The organism is Paraburkholderia nodosa DSM 21604, from assembly GCF_000519185.1.
Taxonomy (GTDB): Bacteria; Pseudomonadota; Gammaproteobacteria; order Burkholderiales; family Burkholderiaceae; genus Paraburkholderia; species Paraburkholderia nodosa.
Window position 1 is genome coordinate 1 of record NZ_JAFA01000015.1, and the last position, 23949, is coordinate 23949.

Annotated in this window: 19 protein-coding genes, 1 tRNA gene and 3 pseudogenes; 15 read left to right on the forward strand and 8 right to left on the reverse strand. The window is 62.1% G+C overall.

Annotated elements, in window-relative coordinates; all coding sequences use genetic code 11:
* On the reverse strand, positions 1–187 hold a 187-nt coding region (locus tag A3CW_RS54565; protein ID WP_407669762.1), incomplete at its 3' end, for an IS4/Tn5 family transposase DNA-binding protein.
* Positions 188–278: 91 nt separating this feature from the next.
* A pseudogene (locus tag A3CW_RS47165) lies at positions 279–1151 on the reverse strand (transporter substrate-binding domain-containing protein); the annotation flags it as partial.
* Between the two features lie 438 nt (positions 1152–1589).
* On the opposite strand from A3CW_RS47165, the gene A3CW_RS0122050 reads away from it, so the two are divergent.
* The 3 genes and pseudogenes from A3CW_RS0122050 to A3CW_RS53915 form a co-directional block, all read left to right on the forward strand.
* Positions 1590–2513, forward strand: coding sequence for a transporter (locus tag A3CW_RS0122050; RefSeq protein WP_081771756.1), 924 nt, complete (start codon positions 1590–1592; stop codon positions 2511–2513).
* A gap of 554 nt (positions 2514–3067) precedes the next feature.
* Positions 3068–4972, forward strand: coding sequence for a sensor domain-containing diguanylate cyclase (locus A3CW_RS50290; protein WP_063750856.1), 1905 nt, complete (start codon positions 3068–3070; stop codon positions 4970–4972).
* A gap of 105 nt (positions 4973–5077) precedes the next feature.
* Positions 5078–5381: pseudogene (locus tag A3CW_RS53915) on the forward strand (hypothetical protein); the annotation flags it as partial.
* 785 nt (positions 5382–6166) lie between these two features.
* On the opposite strand, the gene A3CW_RS0122060 reads toward A3CW_RS53915, so the two are convergent.
* Positions 6167–6628 (reverse strand): hypothetical protein, encoded by a 462-nt coding sequence (locus tag A3CW_RS0122060; RefSeq protein ID WP_028205506.1) that lies wholly within the window; start codon positions 6626–6628, stop codon positions 6167–6169.
* 576 nt (positions 6629–7204) lie between these two features.
* Positions 7205–8005 (reverse strand): helix-turn-helix transcriptional regulator, encoded by an 801-nt coding sequence (locus A3CW_RS0122065; protein WP_028205507.1) that lies wholly within the window; start codon positions 8003–8005, stop codon positions 7205–7207.
* Between the two features lie 449 nt (positions 8006–8454).
* On the opposite strand from A3CW_RS0122065, the gene A3CW_RS0122070 reads away from it, so the two are divergent.
* Positions 8455–9276, forward strand: coding sequence for a sulfite exporter TauE/SafE family protein (locus tag A3CW_RS0122070; RefSeq protein WP_211254079.1), 822 nt, complete (start codon positions 8455–8457; stop codon positions 9274–9276).
* Between the two features lie 350 nt (positions 9277–9626).
* Here A3CW_RS0122070 and A3CW_RS0122075 read toward each other — a convergent pair whose 3' ends face one another.
* Together A3CW_RS0122075 and A3CW_RS0122080 are read right to left on the reverse strand one after the other, a co-directional pair.
* A complete protein-coding gene (locus tag A3CW_RS0122075; RefSeq protein ID WP_322787963.1) occupies positions 9627–11267 on the reverse strand; it encodes an MFS transporter in 1641 nt (546 codons plus the stop codon).
* Positions 11268–11271: 4 nt separating this feature from the next.
* Complete coding sequence (locus A3CW_RS0122080; protein WP_028205510.1) at positions 11272–12216, reverse strand: ornithine cyclodeaminase family protein; 945 nt, start codon at positions 12214–12216, stop codon at positions 11272–11274.
* Positions 12217–12397: 181 nt separating this feature from the next.
* Here A3CW_RS0122080 and A3CW_RS0122085 point away from each other — a divergent pair, with 181 nt between their 5' ends.
* A complete protein-coding gene (locus A3CW_RS0122085; protein WP_035513575.1) occupies positions 12398–13504 on the forward strand; it encodes a porin in 1107 nt (368 codons plus the stop codon).
* A 159-nt stretch (positions 13505–13663) separates the two neighbouring features.
* On the opposite strand, the gene A3CW_RS0122090 is transcribed toward A3CW_RS0122085, so the two are convergent.
* Positions 13664–15208 (reverse strand): hypothetical protein, encoded by a 1545-nt coding sequence (locus A3CW_RS0122090; RefSeq protein ID WP_028205512.1) that lies wholly within the window; start codon positions 15206–15208, stop codon positions 13664–13666.
* 380 nt (positions 15209–15588) lie between these two features.
* Here A3CW_RS0122090 and A3CW_RS0122095 point away from each other — a divergent pair, with 380 nt between their 5' ends.
* The 10 genes and pseudogenes from A3CW_RS0122095 (at position 15589) to A3CW_RS52460 (ending at position 23801) form a co-directional block, all read left to right on the forward strand.
* Complete coding sequence (locus A3CW_RS0122095) at positions 15589–16320, forward strand: TenA family transcriptional regulator (protein WP_028205513.1); 732 nt, start codon at positions 15589–15591, stop codon at positions 16318–16320.
* A 165-nt stretch (positions 16321–16485) separates the two neighbouring features.
* The gene (locus A3CW_RS0122100) at positions 16486–17940 is read left to right on the forward strand and encodes an aldehyde dehydrogenase family protein (RefSeq protein WP_028205514.1); all 1455 of its coding nucleotides are present in this window, start codon (positions 16486–16488) and stop codon (positions 17938–17940) included.
* Between the two features lie 29 nt (positions 17941–17969).
* Positions 17970–18449, forward strand: a complete 480-nt coding sequence (locus tag A3CW_RS0122105; protein WP_028205515.1) for a GlcG/HbpS family heme-binding protein — start codon at positions 17970–17972, stop codon at positions 18447–18449.
* 19 nt (positions 18450–18468) lie between these two features.
* Positions 18469–19485, forward strand: coding sequence for a 2Fe-2S iron-sulfur cluster-binding protein (locus A3CW_RS0122110; protein WP_028205516.1), 1017 nt, complete (start codon positions 18469–18471; stop codon positions 19483–19485).
* Between the two features lie 97 nt (positions 19486–19582).
* Entirely contained in the window at positions 19583–19888 is a 306-nt protein-coding gene (locus A3CW_RS0122115) for a 2Fe-2S iron-sulfur cluster-binding protein (protein WP_028205517.1), read from the forward strand.
* A gap of 347 nt (positions 19889–20235) precedes the next feature.
* Positions 20236–20514, forward strand: coding sequence for a 2Fe-2S iron-sulfur cluster-binding protein (locus tag A3CW_RS0122125; protein WP_035513578.1), 279 nt, complete (start codon positions 20236–20238; stop codon positions 20512–20514).
* The gene (locus A3CW_RS0122130) at positions 20508–21455 is read left to right on the forward strand and encodes an alpha/beta hydrolase (RefSeq protein ID WP_028205520.1); all 948 of its coding nucleotides are present in this window, start codon (positions 20508–20510) and stop codon (positions 21453–21455) included. Before A3CW_RS0122125 ends, A3CW_RS0122130 begins: the two co-directional genes overlap by 7 nt.
* Positions 21456–21576: 121 nt before the next feature.
* Positions 21577–22269 (forward strand): GntR family transcriptional regulator, encoded by a 693-nt coding sequence (locus A3CW_RS0122135; protein WP_028205521.1) that lies wholly within the window; start codon positions 21577–21579, stop codon positions 22267–22269.
* A gap of 406 nt (positions 22270–22675) precedes the next feature.
* Positions 22676–22871: pseudogene (locus tag A3CW_RS51145) on the forward strand (chloride channel protein); the annotation flags it as partial.
* Positions 22872–23444: 573 nt separating this feature from the next.
* The gene (locus A3CW_RS52460) at positions 23445–23801 is read left to right on the forward strand and encodes a hypothetical protein (protein WP_154678006.1); all 357 of its coding nucleotides are present in this window, start codon (positions 23445–23447) and stop codon (positions 23799–23801) included.
* Positions 23802–23853: 52 nt separating this feature from the next.
* On the opposite strand, the gene A3CW_RS0122145 is transcribed toward A3CW_RS52460, so the two are convergent.
* A tRNA-Sec gene (locus A3CW_RS0122145) sits at positions 23854–23949 on the reverse strand.

Here is a 23949-nt window from a genome sequence, read left to right on the forward strand (position 1 = left end):
CGCTCCAGCCACGGCACGCGCCCGGGATGCTCGCCGTCGGCTTCTCCGCGAGCCGTGTAAGCACAGCCTTCGCGCGTTTATTGCGCCTCACGTCACCCAGATCCACGCCTTCCAGTTCCTTGTATGCCCAGCCATCGGACTCTCGCGTCATTTGTCGTCGCCGCAAATTGCAAGAGTAAACGCGCATTCGCTTCAGTTAACAACCCCGAATTCCTGCGTCAGATCAAACTTCAAGCCTTATCTGACGGGGCTTCGCGGAGATGTGTGTAACGAGGTGCCTTCAGCCTGGGGCTCTGCAAACGGATCGCCCATCCGATATAGCCAGCGTCGCGCACCGCCATATCGTCGCGCACAGCGATCCCAGGCAGTATCTGCGCCCATATCTTCGCTTTCCAGTCATCCACCACGAGGATCTGGATGAGCCCAACATTGAGCATCTCCATTGCGTCCTCGTCCTCAAGCGCATCGGGGAGCAGCGCAAGCTTTACCGGAGCCTTGCCTTCCTTGCGAAAGCGCGCATTCAGCGTGTTCAGGCTCTCGTAGTAACTGCTGCTGGCGCGTACATGGACCGTCTTTCCGCTGAGATCGTCAAGCTTCGCAAGAGATGGCGACTTCGGCCCGGTAACAACGACTTCCCGTACCGGCGTTCGGTCGCGTGGCGCCACGAAGTCGACCTGTTTGAGACGCGCCTCGGTAGCCGTCAGATTGCCGGCCGCGATGTCGCCCCGGCCGGCGATCAGCCCCGGGATCAACTGGTCGCGCGTTGTCGGGATGATGACCAGGGTGAGCGGGCGCTTGCCAAGCGTCGATTTGTATTTCCTGTTCACGTAGCGCTCAAAGTCCCGCATAAGCCCGGCAGTCAGTCCGCGCTCGTGACCCTGGTCGTTAAAATAGAGTGTGCGACTATAGGGAACGAGTACGCGGATCAAACGGCGGTCGAGCATTGCGTCGAAGTCGCCTTTCCATGGTTGGTTGCCGAGATCGATACGGCGCGCCCCGGTAGCCGACGCGGGGGCAGTAGCAGCTGCCGGGGTAGACGCGGAAGCGGCAGGCTGCGATGCCGCACCTTGCGCGGCGCAGCACGTCGCCACACCCGCGAACATGCCTGCGCAGAACGCCGCAATGTACATCAACGCATGTATGACGCGCATCGTTAAGACCCGCTCCGAAACCGGAGGCTGGAACGAACCCCGGTAGTGCCCGTGTGTGTACCAATCGCCACGCCATGCTCATCTTTCGAGCTGAGACTCCGCAACGTGAATCCGGTGCGGTCATGAATCCCGCTTAACCTTCTGCGCGCTGGCGACGGTCTCACTGCACCAGCACATCCTGATACTGCCACTATGGTGGCTTGTGAAAATCGGCCTATGGTCCTACACGGCGATCTCCGGGGACGGCAGGTCGACGGCAGTGATTGCTCCATCCTTCAGGTCAGACGAGCCCGTTCACGCGCCGCCTCCCCACGACAATCAGACCATCGTCCTATTCACCGGTGGGGACGTCGCTGCTATCCTGGGTTCCGAACTCGCGAGGCGTATGCAGCCGCATCGCATTCGCCCCCTCCTGCCGGCAAACCGGATTGAACCGCCATGAGCAGGCGACCCGCTCTGGGGTTACGTCTCTGTTACTGTGCCGCCGTGCTGCCGTGGCTGGCAAACGCACCGCGTGCGCAGGAACTGGAGCCGCGCACCTATTCTCCCTCGCCGATTGGCACCAACTTTCTCCTCCTGGGTTACGCGCACGTAAGCGGCGACGTACTCACCGACCCGTCCCTCCCCATCACGGGTGTAAGCACACAACTGAACAACCTTGTTCTCGGCTACGTGCGCACGTTCGCACTGGCAGACCGCACGGCGTCGATCGGCGTTGCCGTGCCATTCGTGAGCGGCAACCTGAATGGGCTCGTCATTGGTGCACCAACCGAGGTGCATCGCGCAGGCCTCGGTGACGTGCAGTTTCGCTTCGCGCTAAATCTGATCGGCAACCCCGCGCTTTCACCCGAAGCGTTTTCCCGTGCGCCGCCCGTTACCTCGCTCGGCGCGAGCGTGACGATTCAGGCGCCCACAGGCCAGTACGTCCCCTCACGCCTCGTCAACGTCGGTAACAACCGTTGGGCATTCAAGCCAGAGGTCGGGGTATCACAGCCATGGGGAAACTGGTTCTTCGAGGCCTCGGCCGGTGTCTGGATGTTCACGAACAACACGAACTTTTTCAACGGACGGGAAAAAAGCCAGGCTCCACTCGCGATCGCCCAGCTCCATGGCGGATACAGCTTTCGGCCGGGGCTCTGGCTCGCCGCCGATCTCGGCTATGCGCTCGGTGGCGCCACCGAAGTCAATGGTGGATCGAGCAGCGGCCGCCAGGCTAACGCGCGCGGCGGCGTCACGCTTGCCGCGCCGCTCGGTCGCGGCTGGTCTGCCAAGCTTTCCTACTCTCGAGGCTTTGTCGTGCGCGCGGGCGGCAACTATCAGATCGTCTCCGTCGCGATCCAGTACCGCTGGTTCGATCATTGAGTTGGGTCATTGGCGCCTCATGAGGGTCACCTCGAAGCACTGCTCCCATCAATCAGCCGCCTGGAACGTCCAAACGACAAAAGAAAATTGTCGCGTTTGGCGGCCCGAACCCGGCACCAACCGTTCAGCGCGCTGATGCCTCAAATTTCGCAGAAGCATAGTCGGACGTCCTCATACGACGGAGACATGTATTGAAGAAGCGTTTGCAACCCTGAATGGCCAAGTCTGGCTTTGCGATCCAGAAGGGATAGACGACTCCGGCAAGATGTATGACCGATACCGGCAGATCACCCTCACCGATTGCGCTATAGGTTGAAGGACCGCTGTCGGGGTTGGTTACCGCTGAACGTGTCGAGCAGAAGTTGGCCACATCAGGACAGCCTTACCGGATGCTGGTGAGCCACCCGAAAGGCGAGATGCTCCTGGAGAGTGGGCGAAAACGAACTGATGGGCAGGATTCGGGAACGTGTCTCAGAGCTGATGCCGCCCTGAAATGCGGTGACGCCGTCGATCGCCTACGATGATAGACAAGCCCGCACCGGAAGTCAGACATCATGGCGCGCTCACTCACTACCGCGGTTCGTTGGTCGCTCGATTACATTGCGCGCAAATCGTGGCTGCGACGGGCGCTGCTCGCACTCGCCGTGCTTGTGACTCTGAATATCCTGATTAACTCATGGCAGTCGTGGCACGACTTCCGAGCCGCAGATACCCTGGCAGCACAGCGGCTGAACGGCCAGGCCTCGCTTATCACAGCACGCATCGAGGACCGTTTGCAGCGCGTAAGTGTGTCGACGGCACAGATTGAGAACATGCTGGACAGCCAGACGCTCGCCGATGCCGAGCTGACGCAACTGGCAATGGACATGCGTCCAGCGCTCGGTGAAGTGCTCATTGCGGTCTTCGCGCCTGACGGCCGGCTGCTTGCCGGATCGAGTGCGGGTGTCGGCAACCAGGTGCCTGGCCTTGAATCGGCGCTTGCCCGTGTGCGGAATGATCCGTCTGACCTCGTCACAGACCTTGCGACCTGGGCACAAGAGGCAGTCGTCATTTTCGCGAAGGGACATCGTAACCGGGGAGGTGAACTCGACGCGGTCATCGTCCAGGTGGTCAACGTCGAACAGCGCCCGCTCGAAGCCATGAATTTGCCGGCGGGCACTTCCGTCCTGTTGCGCGACAGCGCGGACCGCGTCATCGCACGCTACCCGGCCGCCTTCGCGATGCCGCCGGGACAGAAGCTGATCGACGGCACGGCGACGACTGGCCCCACGACGACGACCCGTTATCTGCTCTTTCCACTGGACGGTACGCAACAGTTGGTGGCCACACGCAGGATTCCGCTCGGATCCACAGCAAGCTACTGGACACTTGATGTCGGCCTTTCGGTCGATGTATACCGCGCGAGTGTACGGCAAAGCTTGTATCTCAACCTCGCTGGTGCTGCCACGGTCCTGGTCATGCTGGCGAGCGCGATCCTGCTCGTGCGCCGTGAGCGTCACCTATTCGATCAGGTGCAACAGTTTGCAAGCCTGATTTCGACCATTGTGAAGAACATGCCCACGCCGGTTGTCGTGGTACAACCCGGCGAAGGTAAAGTTCTTGTTGCCAATGAATCTATGCTGGCTGTATTCGGTGCGGTCGCTGGCGCGGGGCAACCGTTTGCCCGGCTGTTCGTGGAACCCACTGCATGGACGGACACACAGTCGGTCCGTCAAGACGAGACGATCGCGATGCTCACGCGCGACGGCCCCCGGCATATGCTGCTGTACAGCACCCGGCTCCCCCTCGGCGTGCAAGCCGAAGCATCCGACGCACTGCTGGTTACACTCGTCGACGTCAGTGATCAACACCAGCAACTCACGCAGCTACGGACCGAAGCCGACATCGACGCGCTCACTGGACTGCCGAACCGCCGCAGTTTCGCGAGGGCTGCCGCGCAGGCGGTTGCGCATGCTCGCGGGCAACACCGGCCGCTATCGCTGCTGGCGCTGGATCTGGACTACTTCAAGCTTGTCAATGACACGTACGGTCACGCAGCCGGGGATCGCGTTCTGGCAGTCGTGGCATGCGTGCTTGAAGGAGCGCTGCGCGCAGAGGATCTGGCCGCCCGCCTGGGCGGCGAAGAATTCGCCGCCATCCTGCCCGACACAACAGTAGAGCAGGCCCAGACCGTCGCCGAACGTATTCGCACCTCCATCCAGAACACTCCTATCGCCCTGGAGGCAGGACAGACCATTTCGCAGACCGTAAGCATCGGCATCGCGTCATACCACGATGGCGAAGATGACATCGCGGCAGCGCACGAGCGTGCCGATGCCGCGCTATATGCGGCCAAGAGCGCGGGGCGCAATCGTGTCCACATTGCGATACCCGCCGCCCCAGAGTCCACAGAAACGACACTATCGGCGCCATCAGGTCGTGAAAGTCAGGCATCAGCGACAGACAGAGAGAGCAAGTGAACCGCTGACGGTGCTACGACGGGAACTGAAGGAATCTCGTGTTCGATGACGCCTCCCTCGATGTCTGCTGTGCGCCTCATGACAGACATTTGCGCTGTGGACTGGTTAGAGCTGCGAGATCCCTCCGGATTGGTCCGCGCCGTATACGGATGGGCCGACGACGCTGAGCTCAGGATTTTGCCAAGGTATCTGGTCGAGTCACAGACGAACAGTTCAAGCGGACTAGGCAGCTTGCTGGTCCGTGATCGCGGGAACGGTCAAATTCTTGAAAGGTCGTCGATGGTCTGCTCAACCCGGTACCAACCATCCAGATTGGACCAGGCTGTCAGAGTGGCTCAACTTACGCTACCCACAGCATCTCGACCCGCTGCGGCACTGGGAAGCTTGCGAGCAAAACATCCGGAACTGAGCGACTTTTGAAGGCGCCGTTATTGCGCCTACTAACCCTGACTTGGTGAACAAGAAGGCAGGGTCATCGCCTAAAGAGGTCGTCAACACGCTCCGTATAAGCGTTCACGGTCGACGTGCCCGTGCCCTCTGCACGCCTGCTAGCGGATCGGCAGGTTCCCATCGAAGCCGCCCATGTTCCGCACGCACTTAACGCGGCATTCGGCATCGACACCTCGACATCGCAGCAACGGGATGAAGACCAAGTCCGGTTGAACGGTGCACAGGCCGCTGTGTGTCCAGAATCTGGTCGGTGGTACCGGGTTGACTGATCGTCATGGTCACTGATGGGGGACGCACAACCCAAAGCGGTCGTCGGCAGCCCATGACCAACCGATGATTGCGGAAATCCAGACATCAACGGTCCGCTCCATCACGGTTTTCGGATAGTGACTCACGCCGCGCAGTTCATAATCCCTCGATATCCACCTGTATCCTTCGGCGTTGACCTCGGCGTGCACGACAGGATCGGATGATGCAGTCTGCACGAATGCGGAAGTTGCGTATGACGATCAGAACCCGGCCATGAAGTCGGGAGGTGCAATACATGATAGTAATCCTTATCGATGAATTGTCGTTCACTTCTTCTGTGTAGGTAGACGTACTGCTGGTAGTTCTGAATCTCTTCAGATCGTGCACGTGGATGCCGCCCCTGACGCCGTCACAACGTTCCGCAGTCATTTCGCATGTTGCGACCCACCGGTACACGTCGAGGCAGCAGTCGAATATCGCGTCACCCTCAGCGCATCACGTGGGGCGATCGTCAATAACGAACCATCGGAGCGTGCGAGCCGGTTGGTCAGGCACGGCAATTTGCGTGGGCAGGCTGCCGATCACGCCCTTCACCTGGGCGAGAAACGCGCCACCCTTCATTGACGCGAGGGCGACGGTTTTCAGGCCGCACTGCGCAGCCGTGTTCAAGCGCGAGTGAACGATGGTGACCCACCAATCCGTCATCGTGTAGCTTGTGTCGTGGGCTTCGATGCACGTCCGATAGTTCGAAGCGACAAACTTCCCTGCGTCGCCCGAGGCCGCAACCACCGCCCACGCCTTCTCGTAACTCCCGCTATCCCGTCCCGCAGCGCTCCCCACCATCGACCGCGTTTGCAGCCCATAGGCCACAGCGACGACTGCAATTGCAACGAGTCCAGTGAGATACACAGGATGACGCTTCGTTGCCTGACGGCCCGTTTTAAGTACAGAAATCATGACGTGATCCCCTTCCTTCGAAGACAAGGTCTGGTCCCTGGATCTGTGCTTGTGATGGTCACCCTGCAATACAAGAGCGGCCTGGATCTTTGACGGGATCGTAGATTATTCGCTGACGCCCGAACATAACCTGAATAGGTGATCGCGTGAGCGCAGCGGGTGCCGACGGCGCCCCTCCCGTCCACTTCGGACAGACTGCCTGAGGACGCGATATTCGCACTCTGGGATGAGCTCGCGGACTTCGCGGTCGGTGACAGCGAAGTCGCCGCTGGGCACCTGCTACCGCGGAACTAACCGGCGTAGTACCTGACGGGCCCAGTTCAGGGTGCGCCGGGAGCCAACGGCGCGCCACTGCCGGGCTCAGGCGGGTGATATGGGTCCGGAATTCCCCGAATCCTGGGCGTTGGATATCGTTGATCCAGGTCGTCAGGGCGAGATGTGAATTGGGAGCTACGTCCGGCTGACTGCCCTGGGGCCCCTCATCTTGTTGGTCATTGACAGGTCCGAACCGGCGGGCTCCCGCATCTCACGCGATCCTTACGTCGCTGCTTGCAACGGTCCAGCGCCTGCACTCCGCTATCGCAACTTGCCGAGCCACAGCGCGGTGAGCGCTGAGCGATTACGAACATTGAATTTGCCGTAAATCGACTTGATATGGACATGCGTCGTGTTCGGACTTTGGTCGAGTTTCTGCGCGATCTGCTTTTCCGTGAGACCGTCGAGCAGCCACAGCAGCACCTTTCGCTCGGCCGACGTCAGGGGCGCGTCGGCGATGAGCAGGCCGTAGCTGAGCAGTTGCTGCCGGCTGAACCATCTCAGCCCATGCATCACGAAGCACAGAAGCTCGAGATCCAGCGCAGAGAAGCGGGGTGCCAGCACATCGCGAAACACGAAGAGATGAATCCGCACATCGTCGTTGAGCGACCACCGCATCTGAATGCTGTCGCCGTGGCCGACTTCGAGGTAGTGGCGGCGATAGTGCTCACCTTCAAACCATTCGGCGGGCATCGCCTCGAAGAGCAGGTTGGCGCAGAACGGTTCACTACCTGACGCGGCCACGACATGTGACGAGTCGACGTGGCCGGACAAGAGTGTGTCGTACTGCTCCTGCACGGAAGCGACCATGGCCGGGACCGGATGCAGGAGCCGAGCCAGTCGTGGACGCCAGCCGAACAACGGATCTTTTGGCGCGAGCGAAGGCAATCGCACAACAGTGGACCAAAGCGCATTCTGTGCCTTGAGCATGGCACAGAGCGTGGTTAGCAGATGGGACAGTGCGACATCGCCATCACCTGCTGAGAACTCGGCCAGCCGATCCCAGAGTGCATAGACGTCGTCGTGGACCAGTGGATGGGTGGAATCCGCGAATGGAAGCATGTTGTCCCCAAGAAAAATGTGCGGATCGCCGATGTTCGGTGAGCACGAGCGTATCACCTCTTCAGGTAGTGCCCAAGCGCATCACGGTGCTCGATACTGATACGCCGCTCACAGCCGCGTTCAGACCGTTGGGTGAGGAGCTTCATGTTTCATGGCATCGGCCGTCAGCACGAGGAACCGTGCGGTGGACGTGGCATTAGCCTATCCAGATGTGCGGTAGCGCACACTTCGTGCATCAAACTGAAAGTCGCCGAGCCTATCACTTTAACCTTTCTTCCGACCAGCCAGCGCACCCGCCGCACCGGTGTAATCAATCCTTGAACGCGCGCTTCCCGCCACAACGGGCGGGAAAAGCCGGCCTTTCCGGTGGTGTCCAAAACTGAGAGACATGGCAAATGGATAGCGAACCTCAGCCCGCGCCTGAGAGCCCCGCGGGATCAGCCCGGTCATTGACCCCGGCACCGGGGTGGCACCCCTGGCAGGTCAAACTTCAGTGGGCGGTGCTCGTGCTCGCCACGGCACTTTGCCTGGCCTTGTCCGTGCACGAAGGCGTCGAGCTCTTTGTCATCGGTGCCATTTTTCTGGCGTCCGGCATATCCAGCATCGCGGGCTTCGCCTTTTCCGCAGTCTGCGGCGCAATGCTGTTCCATCTCTCCGCCGACCCGGTGCAGATCGTCCAGATCATGATTGTCTGCAGCATCGCGAACCAGACAGCAATGGTCTGGTCACTCAAACAGGATATCCAGTGGCGGGCGCTGGCTGTTTTCCTGATCGGCGGCGTGGCCGGACTGCCCCTGGGCATCACCGTACTGCTCACGCTGGATCGTCACGTCTACACCCATGTGCTTGGCGTGTTCCTGGTTCTCTATGGGTGCTACATGCTCGCCCGGCGGCCGCTGGTCATCCGGCGCCAGGCGAAGGCACTCGATGTCTTAGCGGGATTTCTCGGCGGCGTCACGGGTGGCGCGGCCGGCTTTCCCGGAGCATTCGTGACCATCTGGTGCGGGTTCAAGGGGTGGAACAAGGACCGCCAGCGTGCCATGTATCAGCCGTTTATCCTGATCACGCAGGTCGCCGCGCTCGCTGCAATCAGCCTCTTGCGACACTCCGCCGGCAAGACCGGTTTCGCCCCAGCCATTCTGCTCTGCATACCCGGGTCGCTGCTCGGAACCGCGATCGGTATGACGCTCTATAAACGACTGTCCGACAATCATTTCGCACGGGTCGTGAACCTGCTGTTGATTGTCTCGGGGATCAGCTATTTTGGATAACTAGAGAATCTGCCGCAGAACGTGCGCCCCGTCGAATCTGGCTTGCCGCTCAAATGGCCGCTGATCACCGGAGGAGCGGCCATTGATGTTCGAACAGTGCGTTGGTCCGCTCAGGTCCGCTACGACCGGCCACGTCGGACCGTATTCGGCCACTATCGGCCGTTCGGGAACGCCAGCAGCCACGACATTCAGACGTCCCTTCAATCCAGAAAGCAGTCGTTCGATTCGCACAACGAGACGCTACGAACTCTTGGACATCAAGACGCGAACGCGGGCAACCCTGGCGCAGCCGCACCTTTAGATTAAATAGCTATACAAGGTCAAATATCACCCCAATTCCGCTTCGGCGCTTACTCAGGCACCGACTCGGGCGCCGACGATCGCTGCCCGACACTCAGCGCCACCACCTCGATGAGCGGAACGAGCCGCACGAGCAGACACGCTGCGATCATGGCGCACGCAACGACGAGCAACGCTTGATCCACACCGGATTGCAAAGCGGCACGGGCGCTGTCCAGAAACGGCGCTCCACCGTGCGCCGCTACGGCCGCAAAATCAACGGCGACCCGCGACGCGCTTCCATGAAGCAGCACCTCAGGATCACGCAACGCCGCGAAAGGCCCCGAGAGTGACGCGCCGCGCGCCGCAAGCCGGCTCTCGAGCCCGGAGACATACCGCGTATGGACAATTGCCCCGGCCACGGCCGTACCGAGTATGCCGCCCACCATCCGCGCCGACTGGATCATCGCGGTGGCGATGCCGAGTTGCTGCTTGCCCGCGACCTGCTGGGCGAACACGGTCAGGTTTGGCATGACGAAGCCGATGCCGACGCCGCCGATGAGCATGGCGGCAGGCAATGCCAATCCGCCGTCGCGCACCGGAACGCATGCTATCCCCGCGCACGAAGCGGCCAGCAAGGCAAATCCGGCGTAGAGCAGCAGATTCGGGTTGGCGATCCGGGTGACGATGCGCGTGTTCGCGATCGTGCCCACTGTGATGCAGACGACGAGCGGCGTCACGGCAACGCCCGCCTGTTCCGCGCCGAGCCCGAGCGCGCCTTGCAAAAGCAGAGGCACGTAAAAAAGCAGCGCAAACATGGCGACGCCCATCAGAAGCGAAAGCACGAGCAGCACGACGATCGCGCGATCGCGCAGCAGCACGGGTGGCAGGATCGCTTGCGGCGCGTGACGCTCCTCACGAACCAGCAGCGCCAGTCCCGCGACGAATACGGCCGCCTGGATACACGCGGTCAGATTGATCCCGTGCCGCCCTACGGATTCGACCAGAAGCTGCGAGGCGCCCAGGGTGAGCGCAATCCACACGGCTCCGCGCCAGTCGGGATTGAGCGTCCCAGGGTGCACGTGTCGGATGCGCGGCAGAAAGCCGCTCGTCAGGCAAAGGCTGACGAGGCCGACGGGGATGTTCACGAGAAACGCCGAGCGCCATCCATAGTGCTGGCTGAGAAAACCGCCCAGCGACGGTCCGATTGCGTTGGCGACGCCGAATGCGCTCGAAAAGAGCACCTGCCACCTCAGCCGCACGAGAGGGTCCGGAAAGAGATCGGGAATCGACGCGAAGCAGGTCCCGACCAGCATGCCGCCACCAATCCCCTGCAACGCGCGGTATGCGATCAGCGTAGCCATGCTGCCGGCCGCGCCGCATAGCGCCGACGCAGCCGTGAAGAGGACGATCGCGGCAATGATCAGGGGCTTGCGCCCGAACCAGTCCCCCAGCCTGCCGAAAATCGGCACGGTGATTACCGATGTAAGCAGATAGGCCGTCGCCACCCACGCATAGAGATCAAAGCCCTTCAGATCAGCGACGATGGTGGGCAACGCCGTCCCTACGACGGTCTGATCGATGGCGACCATCATGACGACGCTGGACAGGCCGAGCATCGCGCATAGCGACTGCGCGAACGTCCGCGCCTGGGCATGCCCGCCGGCATTCAGGGTCTCGACACCCGAGACGTTCTGCAGGTTCTGACTCATGGCGTCAGCCCGCAGCGTGATTGCCCGCGCGTGCGAGGTAATTGCGCCATACGAGGCCTGCGAGGGCGATGTCCTGCAGACCGATGCCGACGGCTTTGTAGACGATGATGTCGTCTTCGTTCTGCCGGCCGGCCACGCGTGCGCCGAGGACGTCTCCCAGTTCGAGCACGTGGTCCCATTGAACAAGACCGGGCCCCGCGAGCAGCAGATCGCCGGCCTCCACGCGCGCCTGTTCGCGCAGCTCGACGACGACGCGCGCAGCACGCGCAAGCACCGCGTCATCGAGTTCGCGCGTGGTCGGCAGACTTGATCCGATCGCCGCGACGAGGGTGCCCGGCTGCACATGCGCGCCGTCGAATAGCGGCTGGTCCGCGCGCGTGGCGGTCACGATCACGTCGGCATCGCGCACGGCACGGGCCGCGTCGCAAGCGAATGCTTCGACATCGCTCGAACCGTGTTCTTCGTTGAAGCTCGCCACCGCCGCGGCGGCATCGTCGAGACCGACGATACGAAACGATCTCAACCCGGTATGGGCCGCAAGCGCGCTGGCATGCGCGCGCCCCTGCACGCCCGCGCCAAAGATTGCGGCTGTTTGCGCGCCGCGACGCGCCAGCGAGCGCACTGCCAGCACGGTGGATGCGGCCGTCCTGATGCGTGTCAGCGCATTCGCGTCGAGCGTGGCGAGCAGACTGCCGTCGTGCGTCGAGAACAACACGATCATGAAGTTGAAGCGGCCGGCGATCGTCGTATAGACCTTCGCGCCGGCCACGCCTTCCAGAGGAAGCACGGCGCCCAACGTGGAGAGCTTGACGCCATCCGCTTCGGTGCGGATGCGCTGCTGCACGGCGGCTTCTCCCGAAGCGAGCTGGACGAACGCGCGCTCGAGGACGGGAATCGCAGAAGAGAAGTCGACCAGCCCGTCGATCTCATTGTCGGTCAGATGAATCATGTCAATCCTTGAGTGAATGCCAAGATCATACGAGGCATCGTCCATTTTGTATACAACATACTGTTAATAAGGCTGCAAGGCGCGGAATTCCCTCATTTGACAGCGCGATTTTGAAAATATCGTATACCGTCTGCGAACTCCAATCCCAGATTCGCTATTCCCATTTCAGGAGACTCAAGGCATGGCGGTAACAAAACGATCAGTCATCGCCGCTGGTGCGGCGCTCGCCGTAGCCGGCACCGCTCACGCGCAGTCGAGCGTGACGCTGTACGGCATCATCGATGCAGGGTTGGCTTATACGACCAATCAGAAAGGCGGACAGACCTGGCAGGAGATGAGCGGCATCACGCAGGGGAGCCGTTGGGGGCTGCGCGGGAACGAGGATCTCGGCGCTGGCCTCCACGCCGTCTTCGTCCTCGAGAACGGCTTCTCGCTTGCCAATGGCACGCTCGGTCAGGGTGGCCTCATGTTCGGACGTCAGGCGTATGTCGGCCTTTCCAGCGACCATCTGGGTGCCCTCACCCTCGGTCGCCAATACGAAGAGATGGTCGAGCAGATCTCGCCTGTCACGACGGACCAGTGGGGCGTACTCTTCGAACACCCCGGCGACAACGACAATACCAATCGCGGTTTTCGCGTGAACAACACGATCAAATACGTGAGTCCGACGTTTTCGGGCACCCAGTTCACTGCACTGTACGCACCGGGTGGTCAGCCCGGCTCGATCGCCACTAACAGCGTCTATAGCGTCGGCGCCCACTATTCAGCAGGCGGGCTGTACGCCGGGGCGGCATTCACGCATGTGGACCATCCGGGTGCGCTCGCCGCGGGCACGTTCTGGACCACCGCGAACAGCGTGAACGGCAGCTATGCCATTGCGGCACACGCGTACCAGGTGTTCGGCGTGGGCGCGAGCTATCAGTTCGGTTCGGCCAAGGTGGGCGGCGCGTTCACGCAGTCGACCTTCAAGGGCGGCTTCGGCGGCCAGGACGTGCGCTTCCAGAACTACGAGGTCAATGCCTCGTACCGGTTCACGCCCGCCGCACTGCTCGGCGTCGCGTTCGTCTATACCGATGGACGCGTCGACGCAAGCGACAGTCGTCCACGTTACGAGCAGGCCGATCTCTTCTTCGACTACAGCCTCTCGAAGCGCACCGATGTCTATCTGATGGGCACGGGGCAGCACGCGATCGGCTCGGCGAAGTTCGCCCAGGTTAGCCAGTTCCTCTCAGCTTCGACGACGAGCGAGCAGGCGGCCATCGCTGTCGGTATGCGTCACCGGTTCTGACGCCTTCCCAGGTTCACGGCGACGCACGCGGCGCGTCGCCGGTTCGTTTCCCCGTATTCCCACGTGCATCAGAATAAAAACAGCGCCCTCGCACTTCCGGTGCGGGGCGCCGCGAGAATAAGCATTCAGTCTGCGAGCGTGCGCGTCAACGCGTGGGGCTCACCACACGATGATCGCGATGAAGGTGGACACCACCAGACCGGCGACCACCGGCAGCAGAAGATACCGCACTGCCTGAAGCACCGGCACGCGCGCAAAGCTCGCGACGGCGGCAAGCGCGGACCACGCAGTCAGCGTTTTTCCGGTCCACACAGAACCCATCTGGCCAATTGCGGCGAGCGTCGACACATCGAACCCGACCGCACGTCCGAGCGCGCCCGCGAGCGCCCCGGTTAGCGGCAAGCCCGCAAAACCGGAACCGTCGATCCCCGTTACCATGCCCGCGAACAAGATGCCGTAGGACACGAAGAACTGGTTGTGGGGAATGTATTGCTCGCCCGCCTTGACCAGATCCGCGAGAAGACCCGGCGCGGCCACGCCCGGCGCGAGGCCCAGGATCGGGGCCGCCGTCCCGGCCACGCCGATGAAGAAGAAACCGGCGATCGGCAATACTGAACTCATCGCACGGAAGGAAAACAGGAACCCTTCCGTCACGTGATCCGCAACGTTCTTGCATGCCGAACGATAGTCTCGCGCGGTGGCGACGGCCACCATCAGCAACGCAGAGACGCCACCGACGAGCGCGGCCGCCGCGTTGCCGCTCGCCCCCTTGAAACCCGGCACGACGTGCGGCAGCACCATGAACGCGACGATGGCAGCGAACGCGAGCGGCACGAGAATGGCGAAGCACTTCGACCAGCGCTCCTGGGAAGGCGTCAGCAGATCCCGCGGCGCAGTGATCACCGGCGCCGCATGACCTGCACGGCCGCCATCACCCACCGACGCGTGTTGCGGCTTGCCGCGGCGGATACGCGCGTGACGCGCCGGAGCATGCGACACAACCGAGTTCGCGGTCACCTGCGTCGCTTCCCAGCGTTCGAGGTGCGCAACGTTCGGTTTCTGGATCTGGCTGCGGATGCGCAGATAGGCAATCGTGAAGGCCACGCCACCGGTAATCAGCGAGAGCAGCAATGCCTTGTCTGCGACGGCAGGCATCGGAACAGCCGCCGCCTTCGCGCTGATACCGGGCGCGACCTTGATGACATAGTCCGACGAAAGCGCCGTACCGAGCCCGGCGATGCCGATACACAGCGCCGCGCCAAGCGGTGGCACGCCCGCGTAGATCGCCGCGGGCAGCAGAATGCCCGCGATAAGCGGAACGGCAGGTGTCGGCCAGAAGAACAGCGAGAGCACATAGCTGACGAATCCGAGCACGAAGAATCCGACATGTCCGTTCACCATGATGCTGCGAAACGGCTGGACCATTCTGACGTCCGCGTTGATCTGCTTGAGCGCGTTGAGCAGCGCGGTCATCAGCGAGATCACAAGGAAGATATTGAAGAGTTCACGCGCAGCTGTGAGAGGGGCGAAGAACACCGCTTCGAAGGCACTCGAGAGATGGCCGGAATAGACGAGCACGGTGGCAAAGGTCGCGATGACCGCCGGTAGTACGACGTTCGCTCTGAGGACGAGGGTGGCAATGATTGCGACGACGCCGCAGAGGTAAGTCCAGTGAGCCGATGTGAGCACGACATGGGAGTCCATCATTTCTCCAGGAACGCTTCGTTAGAAGCGCCGGGTTTTAGAAAGGTTTGCGCTTGTTGGTATACTATGTACCAAAAAATCGACCTGCAACGAAAAAAATAATCTCGTTAACCCTGGTCCGGATGACCAATCAGGCCCATCACGCTATCGCGTATCGCCGGGAAGCATCGTGCAAAAAAAGGCCCTCCTGCCCGCTGGTCGGGCTTCCTGTTGATACATCCAGACCGTAAAGAGAGTGCGTGAAGGCAGTGCCCGACTTCTCACGACGCGCGCTTCAAATCTTTTCCACTTTGCATCTTCTAGTTTTTTGTATACAGTCTACTAAACGTAACCGATGCACTTTGCCAGCCGGTAACGTCACACTTCTCAAGGAGTTTCGAATGGCCGAACTGATGTCGCGCGACGCTTTCCGCGCCGCGCTGGAAGAAGCAATCAAAGGAAAGAGCGCTAACCAGGCTCCGTTCAGCATCGCGTGGGCGAGCGGCAAGCTCACGCGTGCGCACCTCGCACGCTGGGCAGAGAATCACTACCACTACGTCGGCCCGTTCGCCGATTACCTCGGTTACCTGTATGCGCGCATGCCGGAGCACATGACCGAGGCGAAAGACTTCATCCTCGCGAACATGTACGAGGAGGAAATCGGCGGCGACCGTCACACGGATCTGCTGATCCGCTTCGCCGAAGCCTGCGGCACGACCCGCGAACGCGTCACCAATCCCGACAACATGTCGCCGACTACGCGCGGCCTGCAAGGCTGGTGCTATGCCGTCGCGATGCGCGAGGACCCGATCGTCGCCGTGGCGGCGTTGGTGGTCGGCCTCGAGTCGCAGGTGCCGTCGATCTATCGCAAGCAAACCCCGACGCTGCGCGAGCAATACAAGTTCACCGACGAGGAGGTCGAATTTTTCGACCTGCACATCGTCTCCGACGAGATCCACGGCGAGCGCGGTTACCAGATCGTGCTCGAACACGCCAACACGCCGGAACTGCAACAGCGCTGCCTCAAGATCTGCGAAGTGGGCGCGCAGATGCGGCTGCTTTATACAACGGCGCTCTACTACGACTACGTCGAGAAAGAGATCCCGCTGCCGGAACTGGGTCTCGCGGCCTGACGAACGATACCGGCCGTACGCGCTACGCGTGCGGCTGGTTTGCGGTGCGTTCCGGCTGCCGGTATCCGGCGGATGAGTCTCTCCGCCGGGCTGCAGCGGCACGTCGCTCTTGTGTAATGCGCAGGCACGGCCATGCGCAGGTCTCTGTCACCGGACGACTCAGTGATGACAAACGATTCCATCTTTTTCAACCATATCGACGGCGAGTGGTGCGCGAGCCTCTCGGGCGCCACCTTCGAAAATCGCAATCCCGCCGATACGCGCGATCTGGTCGGCCACTTCCAGGCCTCGACGGCGGCCGACGCGGCGGCTGCCGTGAAAGCCGCATCGGCGGCTTTCGCCGGCTGGAAGAAGCTGTCGGTCGCGGCGCGCGCGCAGTATCTGCTGAAGGCCGCCGACTACCTCGAACAACACGCCGAACGATTCGGCGACGAACTCTGCCGCGAAGAGGGTAAGCCGCGCGGCCTCGCCCGCGACGAATTTGCCCGTTCGGCGCAGACGCTGCGCTTCTATGCCGTGGAGGCACAATCGTTCGGCGGCGAAACCTTCCCCACCGACGACGCGAAGATGAGCGTCTACACGCTGCGCGAGCCGCTCGGCGTCGTGACCGTCATCAGCCCGTGGAATTTTCCGGTGTCGATACCGGCACGCAAGATCGCGCCAGCACTCGTGTGCGGCAACACGGTCGTGTTCAAGCCGTCGTCGGATGCGCCGCTCTCGGGGCTGCGCCTCGCGCAAGCGCTCGTCGATGCGGGACTGCCGCGCGGCGTACTGAATTTCATCACCGGAAGAGCGGCCGAAGTCGGTCCCGGCATCACCGAGGCGCCGGAAATCCGTGCGATCTCGTTCACCGGTTCGACATCGGCAGGCGAACAGATCCATCGCGCCGCGGCGCTGTCCACGCGCACGCAGATGGAACTCGGCGGCAAGAACCCGCTTATCGTGCTCGAAGAAAGCGACGTGCCGCTCGCGGTCGATCTGACCATCAAGGGCGGCTTCTCGCTCACCGGCCAGGCATGCACGGGGACGAGCCGGGTGCTCGTCACCCCGCAGGCGAAAGCGGCTTTCGTCGCGCGACTCGTCGAAAAAACGCAGGCGCTCAAGATCGGCAACGGCATGATGCCGGGCATGGACATCGGCCCGCTTGCGACAGCCGGGCAATTGCGCACCGTGTTGTCCTATATCGAAGCCGGGAATGCCGAAGCGACGCTCGCTACGGGCGGCAAGCAGATCACCCACGGCGATTTCGCGCACGGCTATTACGTCGAACCCACGGTCTTCGTCGACGTGCCGCGCGAGGCGCGAATCGCGCGGGAGGAAATCTTCGGCCCCGTGATCGCGGTGATCGACGTCGCCGATTACGACGACGCGATCGCAGTCGCCAACGACACCGAATATGGCCTCTCCGCCGCGCTCGTCACGCGCGACGCTGCGTTGATGGAACGCTTCGCGCACGACATCGAAGCCGGCACCGTGAAGATAAACCGCACGACCACGGGCAATCTCGTCAACGCGCCGTTCGGCGGACTCAAGCGTTCGAGCACGGCAACTTTTCGCGAATCGGGCCGCGACGGGCTCGAGTTCTATCTGCAAACCAAGACCGTATATCGCGGCGTTTGATGCCGCCCCACTCCATCGAAGCCTCGCACATGAAATCATTCTTCAAACTCGAACTGGCCGAAGCGCGCCGCATGATCGCCGCAGCCATTACCCGCTCACATGAAATCGGCGTGCTTGAATCCGTCTGCGTAACCGACGAAGGGGGCTTTCCCCTCGCGCTGGAACGCATGGACGGCGGTCGTATCACAGGCCCGCAAATCGCCTGGAACAAGGCCTTCACCGCGGCGGGCCACAAGCGCTCGACGCATCTCTTCAGCACGCCGCCGAACGGCCCGGCGCTGCCCGGCAATGAGGCTTTCGGCATTCAGTGGAGCTTCGACGGCAAGTTCGCCGCATTCGTCGGCGGCTTTCCGATTGTTGTGGACAACCAGGTGGTAGGCGGCATCGGACTAAGCGGCGGCAATGGTGCTCAGGATACCGAAGCAGCACTCGCAGGCCTCGCGGCGCTGCGCGAGCTGCTGCGGGAGTCCGGCCGTGAAGTGCTGGTTCAGGCCGATATCAAGCTGTAACGCGAGGAAAGGTGCCGTCATGGACCATCGGGTCATGTGGATCGAGGAAGGTTGCACGTTCGAGGCCGCCAGCGATGAAAGCGTACTCGACGCCGCCGTGCGCGCGGGCGTCATGCTGCCCTCCGAATGTTGTTTCGGGGCCTGCGGAACGTGTCGCGTCAGGCTGGTGAGCGGCGCGGTGCGTTACGACGAAGCGCCGCCGGGCCTCTCGGAAGCCGAGACCGAACAAGGCTACGCGCTGGCCTGTCAGGCGCGCGCGACCTCGGACCTCGTCCTCAGCACGGACCGGCCGCTGGCAGCGCCAGTGCCGCCGGCGCGGCAGCGCGCGTCCGTGCACGCGATCGAGCGGCATGACGCTGGAATCGTTGCGTTGACGCTCGCCATTCACGGCCTCGAGCGGATCGCGTTCCGGCCGGGTCAATACCTGCATGTGCATCTCGGCGAGGCGGGCGTACGCAGCTTCTCGATGGCATCGGCGGCAGGCGCGGCGACCGTGGAACTTCATATCCGCAGGATTGAAGGCGGCTTCTTCACCGACACCCTGCTTTCGACCCTCTCGCCCGGCGACACGCTCGACGTGGAGCTGCCACTCGGCGGATTCGGCTATCACGCAGAGGACTATCGCCCGATCGTGATGATCGCGACGGGCACGGGCATCGCGCCGCTGCATGCGATGCTCGGTGAGATCCTCGCCGATCCCGACCATCCGCCGGTATCGCTGTTCTGGGGAGGCCGCACGCCGTCGGACCTGTATCTGCACGATGTATTGAGCGCGCTCGCCGCGCACCACGACGACTTCGACTACACGCCGGTGCTCTCGCGCGCCGCTCCGGACTGGACCGGCGCGCGAGGCTACGTGCAGCACGCCGTTGCCGCGCGCTACCCCGACCTCACGGAACATGCCGTCTACGCGTGCGGCTCGCCGGACATGATCGCCGCGGCCAAACGCGAATTCGCCAGTCGCGGCGTGAGCCCGCGCTATTTCTATGCAGACGGCTTCACGTTCCAGCATGCGCCCTCGGCCGTGCAGGCGTAAGAGCGCCGGTCGTTGCTAACGCGTTATGCAGGTCATGCGAGATGACCGTTGCTTCATGTATTGCGTCGCGGCCAATCGCTGCGGCGAGGAGACAGTAATGCCAAATGTCGTGTTTCACAAAAACGGCGAGACGTATCGCGACTCCGTCAAGGAGAACACCAATCTGGTGGTGCGGGCCGGTATTCGTCAGTTTCCGTATCCGCATCTTCGCTACGAATGCGGCATGGGGAAATGTTCTCAATGCGCCTGCCAGGTGCTCAGCGGTGCCGAACATCTGCCCGAGCCGAACTGGAAGGAGCGCAAGCAGCTCGCGGAGCGGCTCGCCCAGGGCTTCCGTCTCGCGTGCCAGTTGTGGATCGACCACGATATCGAGCTCGTCCAGCACGACGCTTTGACATCCTGATTTTTGTACAGCCTTGTCCATGTATATCATCCTGACCAACAAACCGGGCCAGTACCGTAGCGAGGCGACGGACGGTCTGCGCCCGCTCGAAGCGCTTGCGTACCTCTATGAAGGGCGGCACATCGCAACCTTCACGATCGCGGAGCTTCAACGGGAAACGCGCGTGAGGATCGTCGAGGAGACGGCGCCCGCCAGCATCAACCTCGTTCCGACCCGGTTCTTCGAGCATTTCGACACGCGCGAAGCGGCGCTTGATTCGCTAACCCACCTGGTTNGNGCGAGCCACGCCGATGCGCGGCTCGTTGTGCTCGCCGAACCCGTCGTCGTTTCTTGAGCGTATCCATTCCATGATTCAGGTTACTTTCATCAGCAACGGCGGCAAGACGGTGGCAGCGCCGCCCGACAGCAATCTGCTGCGCGTTTCACTTCGCGAGCAGGGCGGAATTCCGTTCAAATGTGGCGGCGGTCTCTGCGGCACCTGCAAATGCAAGGTGGAGCGCGGACTCGAAAATACCGATACCGTCAAACCGAAGGAAAAGCGGCACCTCAGTCCGGAAGAGATCGCGGCCGGCTACCGGATGGCGTGTCAGACGTTCGTCAATGGCGATGTGAGCGTGTCATGGTGAAATCCGACGCGCCTTTCGCGCCGTTCAGCGCCCTCTCCGATGATGACCGCCGCACGATGTACGCGTTGGGGCCGCGCTGGGCCGACGACATCGTCGGCAATCGCAAGGTGGTGGTCGACACCTACACGCCGATCGCGGCCACGGCGCCCAAGCTCGCCACCGTCGAACGGGATGTGCGCTACGGCGAACACAGCCGCCATACGCTTGACATATTTCAGCCGCTTGGGCTGCCGCACGGCGACACACTACGGGACGCCGTGGTCTTCATTCACGGCGGGGCATTCGTCCGCGGCAACAAGAGCGTGAACGGCGAGATTTACGACAACGTGTGCCACTGGTTCGCCAACCAGGGACTCGTGGCCTTCAACGTCGAGTACCGGCTCGCCGACGCCGCCCCTTATCCGGGCGGCGCCGAGGACGTCGCCGATGCACTTGCGTTCATTCGCGGACTGGCCGTCCGGCTTCGCTTCGACGCCCGGCGCATCGTCGTCATCGGACACTCGGCGGGCGGCGCGCATGCCGCCGCGTGTCTATTCGACCCCGCTCTCGCGGGCCGCGTGAATACGGAAAGCGTGGCCGGCCTGGTGTTGATCAGCGCGCGAATCGTTGCCGACGTGAGGCCAGGCAACCCGAATGCGCTACCCGTGCGCGCGTACTTCGGCGAAGACGAGACGCTGTACGCGCAACGCTCGCCGCTTACCCACGTAGCCCGTTCGGCGGTTCCGCTGATGATCGCGATCGCCGAATACGAGAATCCGTACCTCGACGAGTACGGCGCCCAACTATTCATTGATGCCCTGCGCCATCGAGGCGTTCCGCCCCGTTTCGTGCAGATGCGCGGGCATAATCACACGTCGATCGTCGCGCACTTCAACTCAGGAGAGAACTATCTCGGCAACGAGATCCTTGCGTTCATCGATGACGTCAGCCCGAAGAGCTAGGCGGACCGCCACGTAGGGTTCTGGGTGACGCAAAAACGGTATGACGTGTACTGTCTACAATTCTCGGCGTGCGTTAAAATGGGGCGTTGTCGGCGTGGCCGGCATAGAGCGTGGAGTTTCGATGAGCACCCTCCCGGATCCGTCCGGCCCGGCCGGCCAACCTGAGCGATCCGCCCCTATCCAGCACAAGCAGTTGTCCGAGCTGGTGCTTGCGCGCATCCGCGAGTCAATCGCGACGAGCGCCTATGCCCCGGGCGATCGCCTCGTCGAAGGTCGCATCGCCGAGGAACTGAACGTTTCGCGCGTGCCGGTGCGGGAGGCGCTGCGCGCCCTCGCCGCCGAAGGTCTGGTAGAGGTCCGCCCGCGTCATGGTGCAGTCGTCGCATCGCTCGACCCGTCTTCCGCGCGCGAAATGGTGCAGATCCGCGCGACCCTGGAAGGGCTGAACGCTCGCCTCGCAGCCGAACACTGCACGCCGGAACTCTCGGCCAGGATCGAACGGGTGCTGGAGGAAGGCAAGAAGCGCGCGAGCAACGGACAAACCGGCGGGCTGCTCGACCTGAATGCCCAGTTTCACGATCTGCTCTATGCGGCCGGGGCCAATATGATCCTCGCCGACTTGATGCGTTCGCTGCGCGATCGTACGCGCCGGCTCTTCATTAACTCGAATGACGACGAGATCCGCATGACGTGGGACGAACACGCCGCCATTCTGCGAGCGGTTCAGGCCGGCGACGCGGCGCTCGCAGCCCTGCTGGCGGAGCGTCACGTGATGCGTGCGGCGCAGCATTATTTGAGCAAGGCGGCGGGATAGGCTTCTGGGTTGCCCGGACGTCCACGGCGTTCCCCTGCCAGGCCTTCCAGTACTTGTTCCACCCTCATGCGGGGACTCGGCGCACGTTGTGCTGTCGAAGACTGTTGTCGCGCAGCGGATCGCGCACGGCCCGGCCGTTCAAATCCATACATCGCTCGCCATCAATGGTATCGCACATGCGCCTCCTGACAACTCCGGCACAGTCCAGGACCGTCGGGCGCGGGGCACGACCGATCGGCTCCGATGGCGGAGCAAACCACATCTGAGGACGACGGTCTGGTCGCGCCTGGAGATTAGAAGCGTTCCGGCTATAGTCGGGTCAACCAGGCATCTACCGTCGCGGCATGGCGCCCCGCTCGCAGGCCGCCCCCCTCCCGGTTCCGCACACCAGTGACGCATGATCTTCCTGCTGATCGCGCTCGGCATGGTGGGCTATCTTGCCGCCGTCACGCAAAGCCCGATCACTACGTTCGTCATCGTCATCGAAATGATCAACGTGTACGCGTTGGTTAAAGGCAACCGCGCTCATTTCCAGCCAGGTTTCGAAGCTCTTCGCGCCGCCGCTCTACGAAGCGCTGGCGCAGCGCTATTCGAAGCATTGATCTGCGTCGGCGCGCGTTCACTGGCCCGGATTCATGGTATGGCAAGCGCGCCTGACGCGGCGATGCGCCTAGCGCGCTGCGATCCCTTGGGCTCCTGGCGGCACACCGGTAACCGAACCGATCGCCTCGAGTGTGCCGTCAGGCATCACGCGAAACCCGGTTACGGCGCCGTTTCCCTCGCGCACATAGAGGAATTTGCAGCGACCGCTGAGCGCCATGTCGAGCGGAGCGCCAAGTGTACCCGCGGCGGGATTGAGCAGGCTTAGCGTACCGTCCGCGGCGATGCGCAGACTGCTGATCGTGCGCTACCGCCGTTGGCAGTATAGGCAAAACGCCCATCGCTGGTTGTGACAAGCCAGCAAGGAGCAGACTGGCCCAGGTGAATCGCAGCACTGATCGAATTGAGGTGCTTGCCGTCTTCGACCTCATAGGAGGAAACCGAACCAGATCCTGCTTCGGAGACAATTGCATAGCCGCGTGTCGTGACGGAAAAGCCGAACGGCGGAACGCTGGTTGATGCGTGTGGAGTTGGGATCGGTTAAGAGCCTCAGTCAAGCCTGCAGGCTTCTCGACATGAGTGAACAGAGCTTACGCAGATTGGCGCCAGATGTTGCGGTGCTACTAGTGCGTCGAGGACAGGAGCTTCGACATAGGGAAATGCTGGCTCGTGAGGAGAGGCGCTTCGGCGAATACTGGAAGTGCTTTCAAGAACTCCTCCTGAAAGACATAAGGCCAACGCTGAAAAAAGTTCAGGCGCAGATGTCTCAACAGATCGGGGGAGGAGACGTTTTTGAACTTAGCAAGTTCCACAGGAAAGCTTTGGCACTTGTAAACCTATCGAGCGGGAAGCCCGACGAAGATCAAGAAGACCCATTGGCGAAAAATCGGGCCAGTTCAGAGACAACCAATTCTCGTCGTAAACGACATTAATTGGTGAACTCCACAACAACAACTTGTCCGAAATGTGTACGAGCAAACAAACTGGCGGAAGGCAGCCAGAGTCGAACTGACCCGGGAGCGGCTGACGCCCCCAACCGGGTTTGAAGCCCGGCCGTACCACCGGATACGAATGCCTTCC